This window comes from Corynebacterium sp. TAE3-ERU12 (assembly GCF_019209905.1).
GTDB lineage: Bacteria > Actinomycetota > Actinomycetes > Mycobacteriales > Mycobacteriaceae > Corynebacterium.
The window spans coordinates 83,425-104,296 of record NZ_JAHUTM010000004.1 but is presented as its reverse complement, the minus strand read 5'-3'; the positions used below and the strand labels follow the sequence as shown (position 1 = coordinate 104,296).

The following is a 20,872-nucleotide window of genomic DNA, read 5'->3' as shown; positions in this document are numbered from 1 at the left end:
CGCTATGGCTAAGGACGTCGACGACTCCACCCCAGTGCGTATCGATGCGTGGGTGTGGGCGGTGCGCCTGCTGAAAACGCGTTCGGCAGCGGCCGAGGCGTGCCGTGGTGGACACGTGAAGCTCAACGGTCACGCGGTTAAACCCGCCCAGCTTGTCGCGCCGGGCGATGAGGTGCGGGTATGGGCGCATCACAAGGAAACTGTGGTGGAAGTCCAGCGCACAATAAAGAAGCGGGTGGGCGCCCCGGTGGCCCGTACCTGCTATATCGACCGCACTCCGGCGCCGCCGCCGCGCGAGCTCTACGCCGCCCCGCCGGTGCGGGATCGTGGTGCTGGCCGGCCCACGAAGCGGGAGCGTCGCCAGATCGACCGGCTACTTGGCCGCAACTGACTCCCGCGGCCCCAGGGATACCCCGGATACCGGCGGGATACGAGTTGTGCCGTTAGCTAGTTGTCATCGGATTCACTGATGAGCAATGCGAACGGGTAGTTGCTGAACACATGTGCCACAGTCAGCGTGCCGGAGAAGGTCCGGCCGGTGTACGTGTCCGTCCAGTACCCCTCGGGAAGGGTGACGGTGGTGTCACCCCAGCCGCCAGCAGCAGCCAGACCGATTGGGCGGCGGGTGGTTAGCGCGATGACGTCGACAGGCTCGTTTTTCGGGCCGCGGGCGCAACCGACTAGGAACCGTTCGCCGGTGCCTTCGGCGAAGACCGGCTGGTAAGAACCGCCGATAAAGGACTCGGGGCGTTCCTTACGGGCGGCGAGACCACCGTGGGTCACCATCAGTTTGACCTGGTCGGCGTCATCAGCACTGAAGCCTTCAGGCAGGGCGTCGGCATGCTCGGGGTGCACCGCGGTCGGGGCCGGGTTATTCGAGGCAGTATCGAGAGCAGAACGCCGGGCCGCGTAATCCACGAAGCGACGGTTATCCGGGTCCACGAGGGAGTCCTCAATGAACTCGGTGCCCTGGTAGGTGTCCGGCACACCGGGGCCAGCCAACTGCAGCAGTTTGCGGCCCCAGGACATGACCCAACCGGCCGGGGCGATCCGGCGCACGAACTCCGTGATGGAATCAGTGACCGGGCCGTCGAGGAGTGCATCAATCCAGTGCCGGATAGCCAGCTCCAGGTCCTCATTGGGTTCGGTCCAGGTGGTGAGCTGGCCGGCCTCACGCATGGCCTTAATGGCGTAGTCGTGCAGCCGCTGGCGCAGTTCGTCGGTGATCTCACCGTCGGCCGGCCACACGCCGATGATGTTCTGCAGCAGGAAGTAGCCGGTAGCGTCATCGGGAGCCGGGGTGACCGCAAGCCAGGAGCGGACATTTTCTGACCAGTCGCCGGCGACGTCGGAAAGCTGGGTAATGCGTGCGCGCACATCCTCGCCACGTTTGGTGTCGTGGGTGGACAGTGTGGTCATCGTCTTCGGCCACAGGCGGGCACGCTCGGACTGCAGTAGGTGGTACTCGGCAGAGCTCATGCCGTACCGGCCCGGGTCGCCACCGACTTCCTGGGTGCTCACCAGGCGGCAGGCGCGGTAGAAGGTGGTGTCCTCCACACCCTTGGCCATGACAGCACCACAGACCTGGGCGAAGCGGGTAGCTGCTTCACCATGAGCAATCAGGCCTGCGGAGATAAGGTCCAGGGCGAAAACCCGGGAGGGGAAGCGCACGACCATTTCGGCAATGACCGTGGACGTCACACGAGACAGCGATTCGTAGTCAGCGCGGTAGACCGGCATGGCGGCCACCAGCTGGCAGATGGTGTCGATGAGTAATTCCTCGTCGACATTGGCGCCGCCGGTAGACCAGTTATCGCGACGCAGGGCGCGGGCTAGACGGCGCACCTCAGCGGCGAGTTCGCCCTTGGCCGCGTCGTATTTCAGTGCCCGTTCGGTTGCTGAGACTGCCTGCTCATCCCAGGTGGAGCCGGATTGCTGCAGGGCCAGCATGCTCAGCTGGTCGCGGGATTCACGGTTGATGAAGACGTTGTCGTACTCGAATAGGGCGTCGTAGCCGGTGGTGCCGTCGACCGCCAGGCGCGGATCGAGTGGCTCTGTGCTGCCCAGGATCTTCTCAATGACCAGCCATTTATCGTTGTCGAGTAGGCGGCGCAGCTCGGTGAGGTAAGCGAATGGGTCGGACAGGCCATCGGGGTGGTCAATGCGGATACCGTCGATAATGTCGGCGGCGATGAGTTCACGCACCACGCGGTGGGTGTGTTCGAAGACCACCGGGTGTTCCTGGCGGATACCGGCCAGGCCGTTGACCGAGAAGAAACGGCGGTAACCAATAATGCCGTCGCGCCAGAACATCAGGCGGTAGCTCTGCCGGTCGTGCACTTCCTGTGGGGTGCCGTCTTCGGTTCCGGGGCGAACGGGGAAGACATTGTCGTAGTAGCGCAGTAGCGGTTCATCGCCGCTGGTGTCGAGCTCGAGTTTGTCGATATCGTCTGCCGACCCCAGCACGGGCAGGCCCATCTTGCCGCCGGCGCCGTTGTCCTCATGCCAGTCGATATCGAAATAGGGCTCGAACTGGGAGTCCTGGCCATAGGTGAGTACGTCCCACCACCAGGCGTTGGCCTGTGGGTCATCGACGCCGAGGTGGTTGGGAACCAGGTCGATAATGATGCCCAGACCTGCCTTATGGGCGACGTCGGCAAGCTTTTGCAGCTCGGTCATCCCACCGAGTTCCGGGTTCACGGTGGTGGGGTCGATGACGTCATAGCCGTGGTTCGATTCCGGCACCGAGGTCAGGATGGGGGAGAGGTAGAGGTGCGAGATACCCAGCTTGGCCAGGTATGGCACTAGCTCGGCGGCATCCGCGAAGGTAAAGGCGCGGCCTTGCTCATCGGCCTTGGGGCCGCGTAATTGCAGACGGTAGGTAGAGGTAATGGGTCGAAGGTCCATAGGGACTTTCACGCGCCTTTCACTTAAGTCCGGTTATGCCGGCTAGTCCGGTCCGGTGCTGGCCCTACTCTATCGGCTACCTGGACATCGCGACGGTTCAGCAGCGGTGGGTTGCTTGGCTGATGTGCTTGCCGACGCTACTGCCAGCCAAGATGCCGGTATAGGTCGTCGGCCTGCCAGATCTCGATGGCTTGGCCTTGTTCTTGTAATTGGCGGGCACGTTTTTCTTTACCGGTCATGGTTTTCCACTGGCCGACGACAACAATGGTGGTCTTCTTGGTCACACCCTTGCCGACGGTGGCGCCGCGATCGGCTATGGCTTCCCATAGTTGGCCTTTGGTGTAGGCCATGAACTCGCCGGTGAGAGTGATGTTGTGGCCATAGAGCGGGTTATCGGCGGCGGCGTTGGGGTTTGGGGCTGGGACAACGTCGGGCGTGGCGACTTTTGCCCATGCCGGGTTCTGGTGCGGGCGGGTTTTGCGGGCGCCGGTGTCGAGCCGGTCGTTGCTGATATGGCCTAGGTTCAGGTTCAGTTCCTTGGTGAATGCACGTGGCCCGGCGGTGGGGTTGGTGCTGTAGGAACGCATCAGCCACAGTGCTATGTGTGCGCAGGCCACCGCGTCGGAAGCTGCGTCGTGATGCTGGAGAAGCGGTGCACCTGCGGCCGCGGCGAGGGTGGGGAGTTTCTTATCGACGGTGTCGACTCCTGCTTTACGAGACCACCACAGGGTGCAGGCGAAATCGCGTTCCGGTGCGTTCAGCCCTGCTGCTTTACACGCGGAATAGAGCCCACTGAAATCGAAGGCTGCATTATGGGCGATAACGGTCTGGCCTGCTGTTATTTGTGAGAATTGGGTGAGGCGTTCGCCAAATGAGGGAGCATCTGCGACGTCTTCTGCAGTGATCCCGTGGACCCCGATATTGGCGGATTCGAAACAGTCCAGGCCCGCAGGCGGGCGACAAAGCCAGGAGTGAGTCTCGGTGATGTCGCCATCGCGGACAACGGCGAGGCCGATGGCGCAGATGGACCCGTTATTGGCATTGGCTGTCTCAATATCGAAGGCGACGAAATTGAGGCCTTCGGCTGTTGTTGGGTCTGTATCCGGCGAGGCGGTCGGCGCGGGGGCCGGTGCTGCGGGTTGCTCCCAGTGCTGGTCGGTTTCTGGTGCCGGGGTGCACTGGGCAATACCGTCGGACAGTACAGCTGCGACGGTGCGCTCGAAGATACTTGGGCTGGTGCAGGCTGCGTCGATAAGCCGACATACGGCCAGTGCAGCGGCATTATTCGACGGGGTGACTCGTACTGCCGGCAGCGCGGAGTGGCTGTCGAAGGACAGCTCACCTGGCCGGAATTTCCGTCCCATCTGCAATGTGGGGCAGCACGCCTGAGGGCGACTGGTCACCGGTCCGGTGTCGGATACGCGGGCGCGCACGGTCTGGGTGACAGTGACGCTATTGGCACTTACGCGCACTGTGGCGCTCGATAGTGCGATATCCACCGCCGCCGGGGTGGGTGTGCGGTGGTGAGGTGTGGGGCTATCCGACGGGGTGTTCATAACCAGTGATGCTAATGGCTGCTTGGACATTGGTGGCACCACAAATAACCAGGGTGTGATGTGAGTCACTTAGACTACGGGCAGGTGATCCTTTAGATAATTTTGCGTTAAAACATGTATCTGCTTCACCAATATTCGCCCTGGTAGTCGTACAATTTGGGTGATTCGGAACCAAATAAACATAAAACAAGACCAATCACGTGGTCTGATTTTTGTCTGTGTGGGGGTTACGGTGTTGCAGTCGGCGTAAAACCCATGCCGATAGTTGCCACACTCCTGCTTCACCCTGGAAGGAATGGCCGATATATGTCGACTCCCACCAGCACACCCAATGGTGCACAGCCGCACCCCGGCGCAGTCATGACCGAACGTTTTCTTGCCCCGCGTGGCCTGAGCATTCACCGTCTGGCCGTAGCAATTAACGTACCGAGCTCTACCCTTGAACGATTCCGCAGTGGCCGCACCCGCGTCACTGATGACCTAGCTCAGCGTCTAGCCAACTACTTCGATACTGACACCAAATTCTGGCACGACCACCAGGCGCGCTACGACTCGCGCCTGGCCGCCTAACCCCTTCTCACTCGCCCTGACCCAAGGGCTTAATCCACACAAAAACTCCGCCCCCTCCACGACAGCATGGAGGGGGCGGAGCTTTATTTCTGCGGACGCAGAATTAGTGGTGCTCTTGCAGCACAATCGTCGAACGGGCAGGCACTCGCAATTCGCCTTCCGCAGTGACGATGCGTTCATCAGCCGGACGACCAAGGATCTCCGAGGTGTCGACCACCACAGTCCACTCACTGGAGTACTCCGTGCCCGGAACCTGGAAGTCAATGTCCTCATAGTGGGCGTTGATGCACATCAAGAACGAGTCATCAATAATGCGGTGACCGCGCGAATCAGGTTCCTCGATGCACTTGCCATTGAGGAAGACCATAAGCGACTTACCGAAATCGAAGTCCCAGTCCTCCGGGGTCATCACCCGGCCGGCGTGGGTGAGCCAGGCGATATCGCGATCGTCGGTCTCAGCGCCCAGCGGGCCACCGCGCAGGAAGCGACGGCGACGGAACACCGGGTGCTCGGCGCGCATTTCAATAAGGAACTGGGTGAACTCCACCATCTCGGAATTGGTGTTGACCTGGTTCCAGTCAATCCAGGAAAGCTCATTGTCCTGGCAGTAGACGTTGTTATTGCCGCGCTGGGACCGAGACATCTCGTCGCCATGCGAAATCATCGGCGTGCCCTGGGAGAGCAATAGCGTGGTCAGGAAGTTGCGTTGCTGCTGGGCACGCAACCGCAGGATGGTTTCATCATCGGTCCAGCCCTCAACACCACAGTTCCAGGAACGGTTATGCGACTCGCCGTCGCGGTCATCCTCACCATTGGCTGCATTGTGCTTGTGGTTATAGCTCACCAGGTCATACATGGTGAAGCCGTCGTGGGCGGTGATGAAGTTGATCGACGCAGTGGGGCGGCGGCCGTTATTGGCATACAGGTCCGATGAACCGGTGATGCGGGAAGCGAACTCGCCGAGGGTGGCCGGTTCGCCGCGCCAGAAATCACGAATAGTGTCGCGGTATTTACCGTTCCATTCGGTCCACTGAGGCGGGAAATTACCGACCTGGTAGCCGCCTTCGCCCACATCCCAAGGCTCGGCGATGAGCTTGGCCTGGGAAACCACCGGGTCCTGCTGGACCAGATCGAAGAACGCGGAGAGGCGGTCGACGTCGTGGAACTCGCGGGCAAGCGTGGAAGCCAGGTCGAAGCGGAAGCCGTCGACATGCATTTCCGTGACCCAGTACCGCAGCGAATCCATGATGAGCTGCAGCGTGTGCGGGTGGCGCACATTCAGACTGTTACCGGTGCCGGTGTAGTCCATGTAGTGCTGGCGGTCGTCTTCCATCAGCCGGTAATAAGCCGAGTTATCGATACCGCGGAAACAGATGGTGGGGCCTAGGTGGTTGCCCTCAGCGGTGTGGTTATAGACCACGTCCAGGATGACCTCGATACCGGCATCGTGGAAGGCACGCACCATGCCCTTGAACTCGGGGACGGCACCGCCGGGCTTTGTTGAGCTGGCGTAATCGTGGTGCGGGGCAAGGAAGCCGAAGGTGTTATAGCCCCAGTAGTTACGCAGTCCCAGGCTGCGCAGCCGATCATCCTGGAGGAACTGGTGAACCGGCATCAGTTCGATGGCGGTGACGCCCAGGTCCTTCAGGTAATCGATAATCGCCGGGTGAGCCAGGCCAGCGTAGGTGCCGCGCAGGGCCTCCGGGATATCGGGATGGTTCATCGTCATACCCTTGACGTGGGCTTCGTAGATGACCGTTTCGTTATAGGGGGTGCGCGGCTGCCGGTCAGCGGCCCAGTCGAAGAAGGGGTTGATGACCACTGAGGTCATCGTGTGGCCCAGGGAGTCCTCGTAATTGCGCTCGCTGGGGTTGTGAATGTCGTAGCTGAACAGGCTGCTGTCGCCGTCGAATTCGCCGTCGAAGGCCTTGGCATAGGGATCGACCAGCAGCTTATTAGGGTCGCAGCGGTGACCATTGGCCGGATCGTAGGGGCCGTGGACGCGGTAGGCGTAGCGCTGTCCGGGCATGATGCCGGGCAGGTAGCAGTGCCAGATATGTGCGTCGACCTCTTCGAGGGTGATGCGGGTTTCTTTGCCTTCCTCACTGATCAGGCAAAGTTCCACGCTGTCAGCGATGTCAGAGAACAACGCGAAATTGGTGCCTGCGCCGTCGTAGGTCGAACCGAGCGGATAAGCATCGCCGGGCCAGACCTGAAGTTCGTCTTCTGAAATCGCGTTAGTCATATGGTGAACCATAGTGCCATCGAGTCTACTTTTCGTTATTGCGTGAGCCCCGCCACCGGGTGAGCTGCGCGGTTGCTGATCGGCTCGGCGTGGCGCGAGGTGAATGCTGTCCACCTCGTGCTCGATTGCGGTACCGCACGCCTGGGGCTTGCATGCCGACGGCTTGGGTGACGTCGAGCCACGAATTGACCTCCAGGACTAGGACACACCGAGCTCCTTGATACAAGCCTCGGTGAAGGCCAGACAGTTCCTCCTCGGCGAGCCCGTGTAGCCGCGCTAAACCAAAGAAGTCCCGGTTTCTTTGGTTAAGCCGGTCGCTGGTGGTGTCGAAACCCAAAAAAAGGGCCGTTTTTTATGTTTTGGCTCCACTGTCCTGATTCTTTGTCAGCGGCCCGCGTTGGCCGCGATGCCAGCGGTAATGATGGTCACGCCGCGACGCAGCCGCGCGGCCGGGTCAGTGGTGTGTTGTGTCTCGGCCCTGGCTAGCTTTGCTGTCTGCTCATCGACGGTGGCGCCGAGAACGAAGTAGAGCAGTGTTGCTGAGGCGTCGGCGCGATCGTCGGCAGGCAACCCCAGTGGGAGTAAGAGGTCGCTGAAGATAGCTGCAGGGGAGGTGTCCAGGGTGGCTGCGGCCAGGGCGGCTGCGACGACCTCGGCGCCATCATTATGTGCAATAAGCGCTTCGCGGAGGGAAAAAGCGTAGGCGGTCACGTCGAGACGCCAATCCCCGGTGCCGGTTGGGGTGCCTGCTTCGGCGAGGATGCGCTCAGCTACGCCTCCCAGGAGTGCCTGTTTGGATGGGAAGTGCCAGTACATGGCTCCGGCGGCGGCGTTGAGATGGCGTGCGAGACGGCGGATGGTCAGGTCCGGGAGGCCGTAGTTATCCAGAATCTCGACGGCGGCGTCGATAATGATGTCCTTGCTGAGCTGCACGAAGTCCACGGTAGTGCAGCTGGGCAGACGTGGGGGATGAACCTGGGCAATTATCCGCATGCCAGGGCATAACGTGCTGGTAGGGGGTCAGCGGCGGGATAATTGGGACAAGTCGCCACAAAAACTGAACACTGTTCGAGGTGGCGGGTATATTCACCAACAAAGTAACCGAACGGTGTTCATGCAACCCCATGAGCACCCCGGAGAAAACACCAACGGCACGCCAGCCGGTACTGGAGGAACTCACCCATGACCCGCACCCTCACCGAAGACTCGGCCACCCCGGCCGCCGACCTTCCCCCAATCCTCAAGCTCGCCCGGGAAAAAGCACTCACCCGCGGCGAAGGCCTGTCCCAAGAAGAAACCCTGCGCGTCCTACAGCTTCCCGACGAACACATCGAAGACCTCCTGGCCCTCGCCCACGAGGTACGACTGCGCTGGTGCGGCGAAGAAATCGAAACCGAGGGCATCATCAGCCTCAAAACCGGCGGCTGCCCCGAAGATTGCCATTTCTGTTCCCAATCCGGCCTATTCGAATCCCCGGTGCGTTCCGCCTGGCTGGACATCCCGGCGCTGATCGACGCCGCCAAACAGACCGCGAAGACCGGCGCCACCGAATTCTGCATCGTCGCTGCAGTCAAAGGCCCCGACGAGCGCCTACTGTCCCAGCTTGAGCAGGCTGTTGCCGCCATCCACGCCGAGGTCGATATCAATATCGCCGCCTCTATTGGCATCCTCACCCAGGAACAAGTAGACCGCCTGGCCAAGGCTGGTGTGCACCGCTATAACCACAATCTGGAGACCGCCCGGTCGTACTTCCCGCAGGTTGTCACCACCCACTCCTGGGAGGACCGCCACGACACGCTGCAACTGGTCCGCGAGGCAGGCATGGAGGTCTGCTGCGGCGGCATCCTCGGCATGGGTGAAAGCCTTGAACAGCGCGCCGAGTTCGCCATCGACTTACAAGAACTCGACCCCACCGAGGTGCCGATGAACTTCCTCGACCCGCGCCCGGGTACCCCTTTTGCCGGCCGTGAACCCATGCCGGCTGCCGACGCCCTGCGCGCTATTGGCGCATTCCGCCTAGCGCTGCCGAAGACCATCCTGCGTTTCGCCGGCGGCCGCGAGCTCACCCTGGGCGATCTCGGCGCCGAGAAGGGACTCTTGGGCGGCATTAACGCCATTATCGTTGGTAATTACCTGACCACCCTGGGCCGCCCGGCGGAGCAGGATCTCGATATGCTCGGCAAAATCCGCCTGCCGATTAAGGCCCTCAACGCCTCGGTATAACCCATTGACCAGCAGGGAAGTAGATATAGTCAGCCCATGAACGAGCCCACCTCCCGGCCGGTGCCGAAATGGCCGGGTCGGCCCCGCATCCCCGACTCCCACGAGTTATTGCGCGCCATCGTGTTGGGTGATGCCCCAGTCTTCGACCCGTTCACCGGTGATGACCTGTCCACTAACCAATCCCCGCAGCACAGTTATGGTGCCCGCGCTGGGTTGGAAGCCCCACGGTTTTGCCAACTGTGTGGCCGCAAGATGGTGGTTCAGGTCCGCCCGGATGGGTGGTCCGCGGTGTGCTCGCGCCACGGTGAGGTCGACTCGGCCGCCCTGGAGCGGCGCTAGGCCCAGCTGTGCCCGACATCAGCCCCGGCGTAGTTCCATCCTCCGACTGCGACCGGTAGCTTCTTCGGTATGACCGATCCAACGAATTCCGCACCCACCGCTACTGACTCCACGCAGCGGCGCCCCTCGTTGTTCACCCAGATCGGTGATTCCGCGGGCCTGTTATTGCTTGCCATGGCGATGGGGGCCGGCGGCGGCGTTGGTTTCGGACTCGCCCGCCCGACCCAGACCGTCACCCTCGCCGAGGGCGGCATGATCGAGGTGTTGCCTGGCGACGGTGCCGCCGGTTTTGTCGGCATGCTCATCATGCTCGCCATCGCCGCTGGTGTGGGACTCATCGTCGGCATGCTGGGGTTGCGGCAATTCGCGACTCGGCAGAACCTGGTCAGCATGCTCTGGGTGGGGGTGTGCGCTCTGGCGGGGGCATTCGGTGTCGCCGTTTTTGGTGATTTCATCGGCGGTATTCGACAGCCCGATATCACCGACCTGCCCGTCGGCAGTGTTGTTGAGGTGGTGCCTAAGGCCGGGGGAGTAGTGAACCTGGCCATCGCGCCTTTCTTCGCGATGTTCGCTTTCTGGTTAGGCATTCTCTTCAGTGGCCCCGGTGATGACGGTGATGACAGCGATGCCGAATAGGCGCCGCTGCGCCCGGTAGGGGGCCTCGATAGCAAGCGGTGGGGGCGGGGGTATTAGTATTTCGGACACATCCCCCGCGGAGCGTGCCCACCCAGCACACTCCGTGGCCTGCGTGCGACAGCCCACGTTCGCCACAGTTCCATAGTTGTCGCACCTGACCAGCCTCACCCGGCAGTGCCGGTGGGATCGGCGCTGCGCCCACGAAGGGAACACACGTGTCCGCCCTTGGCACTATCACCGATACTCCCGACGGCTATACCGGCATCACCGCCGATAACGCTTGGGTCGATGAGATTCGCCACCTGGCCAAACAGCGCAATGCCGTCATCTTGGCGCATAACTACCAGCTGCCCGAGATTCAGGACATCGCTGACTACACCGGTGACTCTCTTGGCCTGTCTCGCATCGCCGCCGATACTGATGCTGATGTGATCATTTTCTGCGGTGTGCACTTCATGGCCGAGACCGCCAAAATCCTCAGCCCCGACAAAACCGTGCTCATCCCCGACGCCCGCGCCGGCTGCTCCCTGGCGGACTCGATTACCGCCGATGAGCTGCGCGAGTGGAAAACAGAGCACCCCGGGGCGGTGGTGGTCAGCTACGTCAACACCACCGCTGATGTGAAGGCCGAGACCGATATTTGCTGCACCTCCTCCAATGCGGTGGATGTGGTGGCCTCTATCGATCCGGATACAGAAGTTCTTTTCGGCCCGGATCAGTTCCTCGGCGCCCATGTGAAGCGTGAAACCGGCCGGGACAATATCCATATTTGGTCCGGTGAGTGCCATGTGCACGCCAATATCAATGGTGCGGAACTTGCCCGCCGGGCAGCCGATAATCCCGAGGCGGATCTTTATATTCACCCCGAGTGTGGTTGCGCCAATAGCGCCATCTATCTCGCCGGTGAGGGCACGATCGACCCGAAGCGGGTGCATATGCTTTCCACGGGTGAGATGCTCACCGCGGCGACGAAGGCCGGTACCGACGGGACGAATAAGGTCTTAGTCGCCACTGAGATCGGCATGCTGCACCAGCTGCATAAGGCCGCCCCGAGTGTGGATTTCGCCGCAGTCAATGAACGCGCGTCCTGCCCGTATATGAAAATGATCACCCCAGCAGCCTTATTGCGGTGCCTGCGGGACAATGCCGATGAGGTCATTGTTGATGAGGACACTGCTGCCAAGGCCCGCGCTTCTGTGGAACGCATGATTGCTATTGGTAACCCCGGCGGTGGGGAATAGCCCAGGGGTGGGCCTGCGGCAGGGTAGAAACAGGAGTATGAGTTTTCACTCGGCGGACTGGGATTGGTACAGCCACTGCGACGTTCTGGTCATTGGTGCTGGGGTGGCCGGTCTGAGCGCTGCCCAACGCTCTCGGGAGCTTGGTGCTGATGTGCTGCTGATTGATAAGGGCACCTGGCGTGCTGGGGCGAGGCCGTATCCGCGGTTTCGTCGGGCGGCGACGAATCTTGCCCAGGGCGGTTTAGCGGTGGTGGGGCTTTCCGACGCCCCGTGCGGCCCTGGTGGCCATGACAGTGTGGCCAGTCATGTGTCCGACACGATTGCCGCTGGTGCTGGGCATTGTGACCCCGCAGCTGTGCACACGATTCTTTCCAATGCGGCGTTGGCTGTGCAGTGGTTAATTGACCACGGCGCTGATTTTGACCGGGTGGAAAGCGGCCCCTATGCCCGCACTCGAGAGGGAGCCCATAGTCATCGCCGCATTATTCATGCTGGTGGTGATGCTACCGGCGCGGAGATTCAGCGTGCCTTGGAGCGCAGTGTGGGTGGTATCCGGTTGCTCCAGAACGCCTCGGCGGTGGAAATCTTGCGTGCCGACGGCCACTGCGCTGGTGTGGTGGTGCGCGATCCACGCGGGCCGGGGCTTGTCAGCACGAATAAGGTCGTCATCGCCACCGGCGGGTTGGGGCATTTGTGGCAGGTGACGACGGCGCCGACGGGGGCGCTGGGGGATGGCCACATGTTGGCTGCCGACGCTGGTGCTGAGCTGGCGGATCTGGAATTCATCCAGTTCCACCCCACGGTGCTATTCGACGCTAAAGCCCAGGGGCGGCGTCCACTGCTGACCGAAGCGCTACGCGGTGAGGGCGCGCATCTTGTCGACTGCACTGGCGACGACATTATGAACACCGTCGACCCGCGCGGTGACCTGGCCCCGCGCGATATCGTTTCCCGGGCTATCGCTGCCCGAATGCACCAGACAGACACCGACCACGTCTACCTTGACGCCCGGATGATCCGGGGTATCCATCAGCGTTTCCCGACGGTGACCCAAGGCTGCCAGAGCATGGGCCTTGACCCTGCCAAGCACCTGTTGCCGGTAGCCCCGGCCGTGCACTACAGCTGTGGCGGCATTGTCACCGACACCGTTGGGCACACCCGAGTTCCCGGTATTTACGCGGTCGGGGAGTGTGCCCGCACCGGCCTGCATGGAGCGAACCGACTGGCGTCTAATTCCCTGCTGGAAGGACTCGTCGTCGGTAAGGCAGCCGCCGAAGATATTGCTGCCGGGTCTGGGCACTGGCCTGAGGTCAGCGCCCCAGCAGCGGCGAATACCGTCGCCTGGCCGCAGCGTCCCCGTGGCCTGCAGCGGCCCCAACTGGGCGATAAGGACCGGTTGGCGATGCAGGCGGCAATGACAGTGGGTGCTGGAGTGATGCGCACCCATGACAGTCTCAGTGCTGCTGCGGCTGAACTGGACAAACTGCCCGACTCTGGCCCGGTGACCGTGGCCCGCAGTGTGGTCGCCGCCGCGCTTGCGCGCACGCAGACCCTGGGTTGCCATACCCGCACCGACGACAAGGACAATTAACCCCATGCTCGACGAGCGAACCACCCGTGGACTCATCCGCACCGCGCTCCAAGAAGACCTTGCCTACGGCCCGGACGTGACCTCATTGGCCACGGTCAGCGCCCACCAGCGCAGCCACGCGCAGATCGTCTCGCGCGGTAGCGGCATCGTTGCCGCCGGGGAGGTCATCGAATGGGCTCTGTCCGAAGTCATTGCCGATAACTATGAAGTGGATCTGCACGTCAGTGACGGTGAGCGGGTTGTGGCGGGCACTGTCATTGCCGATATCTCCGCCCCGACTCGGGGGCTGCTGACCGCTGAGCGCACCCTGCTCAATCTGTTGACCCACGCCTGCGGCATCGCCACGGAAACCCGGCGCTGGGTGGATGCGGTTGCCGGTACCGGAACGACAATCCGTGATTCCCGGAAAACCCTGCCAGGTATGCGCAATCTCCAAAAATATGCGGTGTCCTGCGGTGGCGGCATGAACCACCGCATGGGCCTGGGTGATGAGGCGATGATTAAGGACAATCACGTCGCCGCGGCCGGGGGAGTAGTGCCCGCCTTAGCGCGGGTGCGCAAGGCCTATCCGGAATTGCGCTGCGAAGTCGAGGTCGACAACCTCACCCAGTTAAGTGACGTCCTGGCCGAAAAACCGGAATTGGTGCTGCTGGACAATTTCGAATTGTGGGAAACCCAGGTTGCCGCGCAGAAGCGAGCGAAGATATCCCCAGCAACCCAACTGGAGTCCTCCGGTGGACTGACCTTGGAGATGGCCCGCGAGTACGCCCGCTGCGGTGTGGATTTCCTCGCCGTGGGGGCATTGACCCATTCAGTTCGGGTCCTCGACCTTGGCCTGGATTTTTAACTACTCCGCGGCGAGACGATCGGCCACGGCAGCGGCGAGGGCGTCGATATTCTCGCCCATCCCGTCGGCAAGCGAAGGATCGACGCTGAGAATGCGGCGCAGCCGGTGCAGCGCCAGCTCCGCACGCGGGGCATCATTAACGGCGAGATAACACTGCACCAACGCCGCCACCAACGGCACTGCCACAGTCAGCAGGCCAGCGGTTTCATAAATACCGGAGGCTAATTCAAGGTGGTCGATGGCCCGGCCAAACCGGTCCCGCTTCATCTCCGTATTGCCACTAATGGTGTGCCACTGCGCCCACCGAAGATCCCGCGGCGGCACATTTTCATCCGTACCCGAGGGGGCCTGCTCCGCCTGGACATCGGTGGCGTGGGACTCCACCGAATCCAGGGCTTCAAGCCATTTGGCCGCAGCCTCCATCAAATCCACTGACGTGCCCCGGATCGGCCGTCCCATAGAGTCGTGCTGCTGGGGAGTCCGTCCGGCAGCCTCAAACTGGGCATAACCGGCCATGAGCGTGTCGGCAGCCAGCCATAGGTGACCCTGCTCGGCATATGAGCGGGCCTCGTCTAGCAGCTGCTGCGGGTCGTCAGTGATCGTGGGTTCGGTCGGGTGCGACATGGCGCCCAGCCTAGTCGCCCAGCAGCTCCGCTAACGCCTCCCGGACCGGATGGCCCTCCCAATTATTCTGCGGCAGCAACTGGTCAATCCGGTTGGCATAACGTCCCGCCCCGGCAGTGTCATCGCGGTCCAAGCAGCACCGCACACCGGTCAGCAGTGCCCGGGCGGATTCCACACCATCACCGGATTCCAAATACCCCGCCGCAGCAGTATCGACGTGGCCTAGCGCTAAGTCCTCCCGACCAGAAGCCCAGTAGATATAGGCCAGGTCATCATGCCAATCGGCGATCGACCACCCATCGGAGATCAGCTCGCGGGCGCGGATCATCATCTCCTCGGCCAGCTCGAGCACCACCCCGTACCCGGCATCTGTCAACGCCGAACTCATATCGGAAGGGGCGTGGCGCAGATCCATCGCCTCATCAGTATCGGCACCACCACCGGTATCAGCATTATCGAGCTCTCGGTGCAGCACCGCAGCAATCGGCCCCACCGCATTCGGCGCCACCGTGCCGGGCTGGGCGAGACCGCGGGCGCACTGGCGCAGCGCTGACGACGCGCCCTGGCTATCACCAATGCGCAGCAGGTGCCCGGCATGTTCGAGCAGCAGCCGGGTAGCGCGGGCACCATCACCAATGGCCGCAGCGCTGGCAGCAGCAATGGTGTACGCGGCGTCGGTGCGCTCCTCATCAGGCGACAGCATCGACCACTGCGCCACCGGCTCCGCGCGCCGCAACGCCTCGTCATGCTCCCCGGCATCGAAAAGGGACCGCGCCAAGATGAGCTCGATATCCATGGTCAGTGGATTGACCGGCATACCGCGGGCGTGGGCGAGTGCGCGGGTGGTGTGCAGACGCGCCTCGGCGTATTCGCCACGACCATTGAGTAAGGCAGCCAATAGCCGGTGGGAACGCAGCCCCGCCACAGTCAGATCCAGGGTGACGGTTGCCTCAGCTACCGGACGCAACTGCCGGATAGCTTCGTCTTCTTCCCCCGCCTCCAGGGAAAGCCAGGCCAACATTTGCCGGGCCTCGATTGTGGAGGTCACCGGTTCCCCCTCGGGGTCGGTGGCCACTTCGTCGCAGAGTCGGGCCGCACCGGAAAGGTCACCGCTGCCGTGGACAATCTGGGCCTGCAGCAGCCGGCGGTCATCGGAGGCAGAACGGCGCGGGGCATGTCGGGCCGCCCACTGCTCTAAGGCCCGGGCAAGGTCATGGCGGCGGCACAGTGAAGCCGCAGCGCCTGTCACCGTCGCCGCGAGCGCAGCCTGGTAGGGGGCTTTGCCGTCATAGGACAGGTCCAGAATGGACGCGGTGATCCCGATAAGTTCGGGAACCTCGGAGTCGGTGGGCACCTCCGGTGCGCCGTGGGCGTCGGCATAGCGCTCAGCTTCGGCGAATGCGGAAAATGCGCGGGCATGTAAAACAGCGTCGGGGCGGTTTTCCCGCATTGCCCAGTCCAGCCAGTCCTTGCGGGCCTCGGCGGCTTCCTCAGCTAGTTCAAGCTGGTCGGCGACAGCGTGCCGCAGCGCGTAGAACTCACCTGCGAGGTCTGTGGGCAGGTCGTGGCCGTCGTCAAGCCAGTGGTCCCGGGCGAAAGCGCTTACCGCACGCCAGCTGGCCACATGGTTGAGGTTCTGGGCGGCGTGGCGGGAGAAGGCCAGAAGTTCCGGGAGTTCTTCGGGCACCGGCTGCGGCGCGACCAGCGGCAGCCGTGCCGGGATTGCCGGGGGTTGCTCTGTTGTGGCCGCGCTCGGTGCAGTTGCCGTGTCGCTGTTGTGCTCGTCGTTGTCCCACCAGACCATTGGGACATTGTGGAGCTTCGCCGCCCCGAGGTGCAACGCGGCTGTGGTCCAGGCTGGTCGCTATGCTGAGATCCCTAAGTGTTTTTGGACGCGCCCATGCCCGTTTTCTCGGCGGTGCATGAGGCGCGGCAGCTACTACGGAAGGCGGTCACCCCGGCCCATGCTGACTATCACTGACCTGCGCGGACGGACCCCATCGACAGCTGAGCTGCGCCAGGCATTGCCGCGTGGCGCCGCCGATGTTGATTCCATGATCCCCACCGTGCGCCCGGTGGTGGACGATGTGCGTGAGCGCGGTGTGACCGCGGCTAATGAGTATTCGCAACGCTTCGATGGGGTAGTGCCAGCCTCGGTGCGGGTGCCTGCCGACGTTATCGCCAACGCCGCGCAGCAGCTGGACCCGCAGATTCGGGAGGCGCTGGACAATTCCATCACCCGTATTCGGGCTTTCCACAGTGCTCAGCGGCCCAGCGACGTCAGCGTCGATGTTGTTGATGGTGGCCGGGTCACTGAGAAGTGGATTCCGATTCGCCGCGTGGGCCTCTATGTGCCCGGCGGCAATGCGGTCTACCCCTCCTCGGTGCTGATGAATGTCATCCCCGCCCAGGAAGCCGGTGTGGAATCGTTGGTGGTGGCGTCCCCGCCGCAGGCCGATAATGATGGCTGGCCGCATCCGACGATTCTGGCGGCGTGCCATTTGCTCGGGGTCGATGAGGTGTGGGCTGTCGGTGGTGGCCAGGCTGTGGCGCTGTTGGCCTATGGTGACGACACGCCCGAAGGCGAGGGTGCACTGGAGCCGGTGGACATGATCACTGGCCCGGGCAATATTTTCGTCACCGCCGCCAAGCGTTTGTGCCGTTCTGTGGTGGGTATTGATTCTGAGGCCGGTCCGACTGAGATCGCGATTTTGGCTGATGCGACTGCCGACCCGGTGGCCGTGGCCTATGACCTCATTTCTCAGGCGGAGCATGATGTGATGGCCGCTTCGGTGCTGGTCACTGATTGTGTTGAGCTGGCTGAAAGCGTCGATGCTGAGGTGACCAAGCGTTATGGCATCACCCGCAATGCGGATCGGGTTCGGCAGGCGCTTGAGGGCTCTCAGTCCGGCATTGTGTTGGTCGATGATATTGAGGCTGGTCTGCGCGTTGTGGACGCCTATGCCGCCGAGCACCTAGAGGTGCACACCGCCAATTCCGTTGAGGTTGCTGCTCGGGTGCGTAATGCCGGCGCTATTTTCGTCGGTAGTTACTCCCCGGTGCCGTTGGGTGATTATTGCGCCGGCTCGAACCATGTGTTGCCGACTTCTGGTACTGCCCGTCATTCCTCCGGTTTGTCGACGCATACCTTTGTGAAGTCTGTGCACGTCATTGAGTACGACGAGGCGGCGCTGAAGGGCGTGGCCAATGATGTGGTCACGCTTGCCGACGCTGAACTGTTGCCGGCACATGGGGAAGCTATCCGTGCCCGCTTCGAAGACCTGGCTACCGACGAGGACACCAAGAATGTCTAAACAGACCAACCCGGACGCCATCACTGTGGCGGATTTGCCGCTGCGTGAGGAACTGCGCGGTGAGACGGCTTATGGTGCGCCGCAGTTGCATGTGGATGTGCGCCTGAATACCAATGAGAATCCGTACCCGCCGAGCGAAGAACTCATTGAGGATCTTGTTCGCGAGGTCGCCCATGTGTCCCAGCAGCTCAACCGCTATCCGGATCGGGATGCGGTGGAGCTACGAACCTCGTTGGCCGAGTACATCACGGGCCGGACTGGGGTGGCGGTTAGTGCCGATCAGGTCTGGGCTGCCAATGGGTCTAATGAGGTCCTGCAGCAGCTTTTGCAGGCTTTCGGCGGTCCTGGTCGCAGCGCTATGGGGTTCGTGCCGAGCTACTCGATGCACCCGATTCTTTCCAGCGGCACACAGACGAAGTGGGTGCCGATTGAGCGGGATGCCAATTTCGATATTGATATCCCCACGGCCCTGGAAGCTATCGCCGAACACCGCCCGGATGTCATCTATATCACCACGCCGAATAACCCCACTGGCGGCGTGACCAGCAATGACGATATCCGCCAAATCCTCGATGCAGCCCCGGGCATCGTCATTGTCGATGAGGCCTACGCGGAGTTCAGCGAGACGCCTTCGGCTGTGCACTTGCTCGCCGAATACCCCACCAGCCTTGTGGTGAGCCGCACTATGAGTAAGGCTTTCGACTTCGCCGGCGGGCGCCTGGGGTATTTCGTGGCTCACCCGGCGTTTATTGAGGCCGTCATGCTGGTGCGGTTGCCGTACCATCTCTCCACGCTGACCCAGGCGGCGTCACTGGTGGCTTTGCGGCATGCCGACGACACTTTGGCGACTGTGGATGCCCTGGCGAAGGAGCGTGACCGGGTGGTCAGCGCCCTGGTGGAGATGGGCTTTGATGTCGTTGAGTCGCACTCGAATTTTGTGTTCTTCGGTGAATTCACTGATGCCGCCGCGACGTGGCAGGCGCTTTTAGATCGTGGTGTGTTGATCCGCGATGTCGGCGTGCCTGGCCGGTTGCGTGCCACAATTGGATTGCCGCACGAGAATGATGCTTTTCTAGAAGCGGCCGAAGCCGTACTCGCCGCCGATACCACCGTGTTGCGCACGCAGCAGAGTTAGGAGACGCCGTAATGGGCTCCCGAGAAGAACAGTTGGACAACGAAAAAATTGAGCGGGTTGGGCATATTGAGCGTGCCACCCACGAGTCGACCATCGTGTGCACCATCAATCTTGATGGCACCGGTGACACTGAGGTTGAAACCGGCTTGCCGTTTTTCGATCACATGCTCACCGCGTTCACCCAGCACGGCCGGTTCGACCTGAAGTTGCACGCCAATGGTGATACCGAGGTTGATGCCCACCACACTGTGGAGGACTGCGGCATTGTGCTGGGCATGGCTTTTGCCGAGGCACTAGGGGAGAAGAAGGGCATCTACCGCTTTGGTGATTGCTTCGTGCCGATGGATGAGTCTTTGGCGCATGCTGCGGTTGATGTTTCGGGCCGACCCTACTTCGTGATGAATGGGGAACCGGAGCATATGGTGCACCAGATCATTGGTGGTCACTACGCCACGGTGATTAACCAGCACTTCTTCGAGTCGTTCGCCTTTAATGCACGTATCGCGTTGCATGTGCGGTGCCTCTATGGCCGCGATCCGCATCACATCACCGAGGCCGAGTTCAAGGCTGTCGCTCGCGCATTGCGGGTGGCCACTGAGCTCGACCCGCGATGCTCGGGTGTGCCGAGTACGAAGGGAAGCTTGTAATGGAGCAGTTCATTGTCGGTCAGGACGCGGCCGGGCCCAGTGCTGCTGTGACGTACATGCTCTTCATCATCGCCGGCCTGTTGGTCGGCGGTACGTGGTCGGCGTATCAGGCCGGAATGCGGATCGGCACAGTGGTGATGGGATTGCTTGCCGTGGTGGCTACCGCCGGCGCAATCCTATGGTTGTTGGGTGCCTTTACCTAGGCCGCCGCGATTGGTAGCTCCATCTCGGCGATAAGCCCGCGCACCTGGGTTTCGATCTCGTCGGCGATGGCACGCACTTCTTCGATGCTGGCGCCCTCGGGGTCCTTGACGTCCCAGTGGGCGTAGCGCACCCCGGGAACACCTGGGATTTCGTCGACGCCCATCAGGACGACGATGTCGGAACGGTGGACCACGCGCGGAACGATGGTGGTCTGGAACAGGCCGTCGGTGGCGATACCGCGTTCTTTGAGTACTTCGATGACGGTCGGGTTGATTTCATCTGCGGGCTCGAGGCCAACCGAGCGCACCACCACAGCGTCGCCGACGAGGTGGTGGGTGATGGCGTCGGCGAGTTGAGAACGCCCGGCGTTGCGTTCGCAGACGTAGAGGATTTCTTTGCGGGCGCCTGCAAATTCGCCGCGTGAGGTGGCCTCGTCCTTGATGGCTTCGGCGGCGGCGCGCTCAATCATTACCGGTAGGTAGGAGGTGACGCGGGCGGAGGCGGTCTCGGCTGCGATGGTGTCATCGAGGATCTGGTCGATATCGGCGGCGGGAAGGGCCTGGCCGAAGCGGCGGTGTAGGTCTTCGCGGACGATGTCGAGCTGGCGATCGATCATTGGATGTTCCCCCTTGGGAAGGAGCCGTTAGCAGCGGTTCGCTTGTTGTTAACTTGGTGTTCACCTTACCGGCCGTTTCGGTGGGTGTCTACTTCTTCTGTGTGTGTTGCGGGTCTCTTACCTGCAGATAAGGGTGGCGATGGAGTCTATGGATGTCGGGTCATCCGGCTCTATGGG

The 20,872-nt window shown here is 62.1% G+C and carries 19 protein-coding genes; 12 read left to right on the top strand and 7 right to left on the bottom strand.

What is annotated here, in order from left to right; translation table 11 throughout:
• Positions 1-4 precede the first annotated feature (4 nt).
• Entirely contained in the window at positions 5-391 is a 387-nt protein-coding gene (locus KRX51_RS09755; RefSeq protein WP_218362955.1) for an RNA-binding S4 domain-containing protein, read from the top strand.
• A gap of 56 nt (positions 392-447) precedes the next feature.
• Here KRX51_RS09755 and treY read toward each other — a convergent pair whose 3' ends face one another.
• Positions 448-2,907, bottom strand: a complete 2,460-nt coding sequence (treY, locus tag KRX51_RS09750) for a malto-oligosyltrehalose synthase (protein WP_218362954.1) — start codon at positions 2,905-2,907, stop codon at positions 448-450.
• 137 nt (positions 2,908-3,044) lie between these two features.
• Positions 3,045-4,463 carry an exonuclease domain-containing protein gene (locus tag KRX51_RS09745; RefSeq protein ID WP_218362953.1) on the bottom strand — a complete coding sequence of 473 codons (1,419 nt, stop codon included), beginning with the start codon at positions 4,461-4,463 and terminating at the stop codon, positions 3,045-3,047.
• A 306-nt stretch (positions 4,464-4,769) separates the two neighbouring features.
• On the opposite strand from KRX51_RS09745, the gene KRX51_RS09740 reads away from it, so the two are divergent.
• The gene (locus KRX51_RS09740; protein ID WP_218362952.1) at positions 4,770-5,033 is read left to right on the top strand and encodes a HigA family addiction module antitoxin; all 264 of its coding nucleotides are present in this window, start codon (positions 4,770-4,772) and stop codon (positions 5,031-5,033) included.
• A gap of 103 nt (positions 5,034-5,136) precedes the next feature.
• Here the strand turns inward: KRX51_RS09740 and glgX are convergent, their stop codons facing one another.
• Together glgX and KRX51_RS09730 are read right to left on the bottom strand one after the other, a co-directional pair.
• Positions 5,137-7,278 (bottom strand): glycogen debranching protein GlgX, encoded by a 2,142-nt coding sequence (gene glgX, locus KRX51_RS09735; protein WP_218362951.1) that lies wholly within the window; start codon positions 7,276-7,278, stop codon positions 5,137-5,139.
• 384 nt (positions 7,279-7,662) lie between these two features.
• Complete coding sequence (locus tag KRX51_RS09730) at positions 7,663-8,211, bottom strand: TetR family transcriptional regulator (RefSeq protein WP_218362950.1); 549 nt, start codon at positions 8,209-8,211, stop codon at positions 7,663-7,665.
• 249 nt (positions 8,212-8,460) lie between these two features.
• Here KRX51_RS09730 and bioB point away from each other — a divergent pair, with 249 nt between their 5' ends.
• From bioB to nadC, 6 genes are all read left to right on the top strand, one after another.
• Complete coding sequence (gene bioB, locus KRX51_RS09725) at positions 8,461-9,501, top strand: biotin synthase BioB (protein ID WP_218362949.1); 1,041 nt, start codon at positions 8,461-8,463, stop codon at positions 9,499-9,501.
• Positions 9,502-9,537: 36 nt separating this feature from the next.
• Complete coding sequence (locus KRX51_RS09720) at positions 9,538-9,840, top strand: hypothetical protein (protein ID WP_218362948.1); 303 nt, start codon at positions 9,538-9,540, stop codon at positions 9,838-9,840.
• 69 nt (positions 9,841-9,909) lie between these two features.
• Entirely contained in the window at positions 9,910-10,476 is a 567-nt protein-coding gene (locus tag KRX51_RS09715) for a hypothetical protein (RefSeq protein WP_218362947.1), read from the top strand.
• Positions 10,477-10,661: 185 nt separating this feature from the next.
• A complete protein-coding gene (gene nadA / locus KRX51_RS09710) occupies positions 10,662-11,717 on the top strand; it encodes a quinolinate synthase NadA (protein WP_218363034.1) in 1,056 nt (351 codons plus the stop codon).
• 37 nt (positions 11,718-11,754) lie between these two features.
• Positions 11,755-13,308, top strand: coding sequence for an L-aspartate oxidase (gene nadB, locus KRX51_RS09705; RefSeq protein ID WP_218362946.1), 1,554 nt, complete (start codon positions 11,755-11,757; stop codon positions 13,306-13,308).
• A gap of 4 nt (positions 13,309-13,312) precedes the next feature.
• The gene (nadC, locus tag KRX51_RS09700) at positions 13,313-14,155 is read left to right on the top strand and encodes a carboxylating nicotinate-nucleotide diphosphorylase (protein WP_218362945.1); all 843 of its coding nucleotides are present in this window, start codon (positions 13,313-13,315) and stop codon (positions 14,153-14,155) included.
• Here nadC and KRX51_RS09695 read toward each other — a convergent pair whose 3' ends face one another.
• Both KRX51_RS09695 and KRX51_RS09690 read right to left on the bottom strand, forming a co-directional pair.
• Positions 14,156-14,779, bottom strand: a complete 624-nt coding sequence (locus KRX51_RS09695; RefSeq protein ID WP_218362944.1) for a hypothetical protein — start codon at positions 14,777-14,779, stop codon at positions 14,156-14,158.
• Between the two features lie 10 nt (positions 14,780-14,789).
• Entirely contained in the window at positions 14,790-16,583 is a 1,794-nt protein-coding gene (locus KRX51_RS09690) for a hypothetical protein (protein ID WP_218362943.1), read from the bottom strand.
• 160 nt (positions 16,584-16,743) lie between these two features.
• On the opposite strand from KRX51_RS09690, the gene hisD reads away from it, so the two are divergent.
• From hisD to KRX51_RS09670, 4 genes are read left to right on the top strand one after another with little or no spacing between them, the layout of a single operon-like run.
• Positions 16,744-18,093 carry a histidinol dehydrogenase gene (gene hisD, locus KRX51_RS09685; protein ID WP_218362942.1) on the top strand — a complete coding sequence of 450 codons (1,350 nt, stop codon included), beginning with the start codon at positions 16,744-16,746 and terminating at the stop codon, positions 18,091-18,093.
• Complete coding sequence (locus tag KRX51_RS09680) at positions 18,086-19,228, top strand: histidinol-phosphate transaminase (RefSeq protein WP_218362941.1); 1,143 nt, start codon at positions 18,086-18,088, stop codon at positions 19,226-19,228. The genes hisD and KRX51_RS09680 overlap by 8 nt, the downstream gene beginning before the upstream one ends.
• Before the next feature lie 11 nt (positions 19,229-19,239).
• Entirely contained in the window at positions 19,240-19,875 is a 636-nt protein-coding gene (gene hisB, locus KRX51_RS09675) for an imidazoleglycerol-phosphate dehydratase HisB (RefSeq protein ID WP_218362940.1), read from the top strand.
• Positions 19,875-20,078 (top strand): non-structural protein NS4A, encoded by a 204-nt coding sequence (locus KRX51_RS09670; RefSeq protein WP_218362939.1) that lies wholly within the window; start codon positions 19,875-19,877, stop codon positions 20,076-20,078. The genes hisB and KRX51_RS09670 overlap by 1 nt, the downstream gene beginning before the upstream one ends.
• On the opposite strand, the gene KRX51_RS09665 is transcribed toward KRX51_RS09670, so the two are convergent.
• Positions 20,075-20,695, bottom strand: a complete 621-nt coding sequence (locus KRX51_RS09665; protein WP_218362938.1) for a low molecular weight phosphatase family protein — start codon at positions 20,693-20,695, stop codon at positions 20,075-20,077. The two genes, KRX51_RS09670 and KRX51_RS09665, sit on opposite strands and share 4 nt — an antisense overlap.
• Between the last annotated feature and the right edge of the window lie 177 nt (positions 20,696-20,872).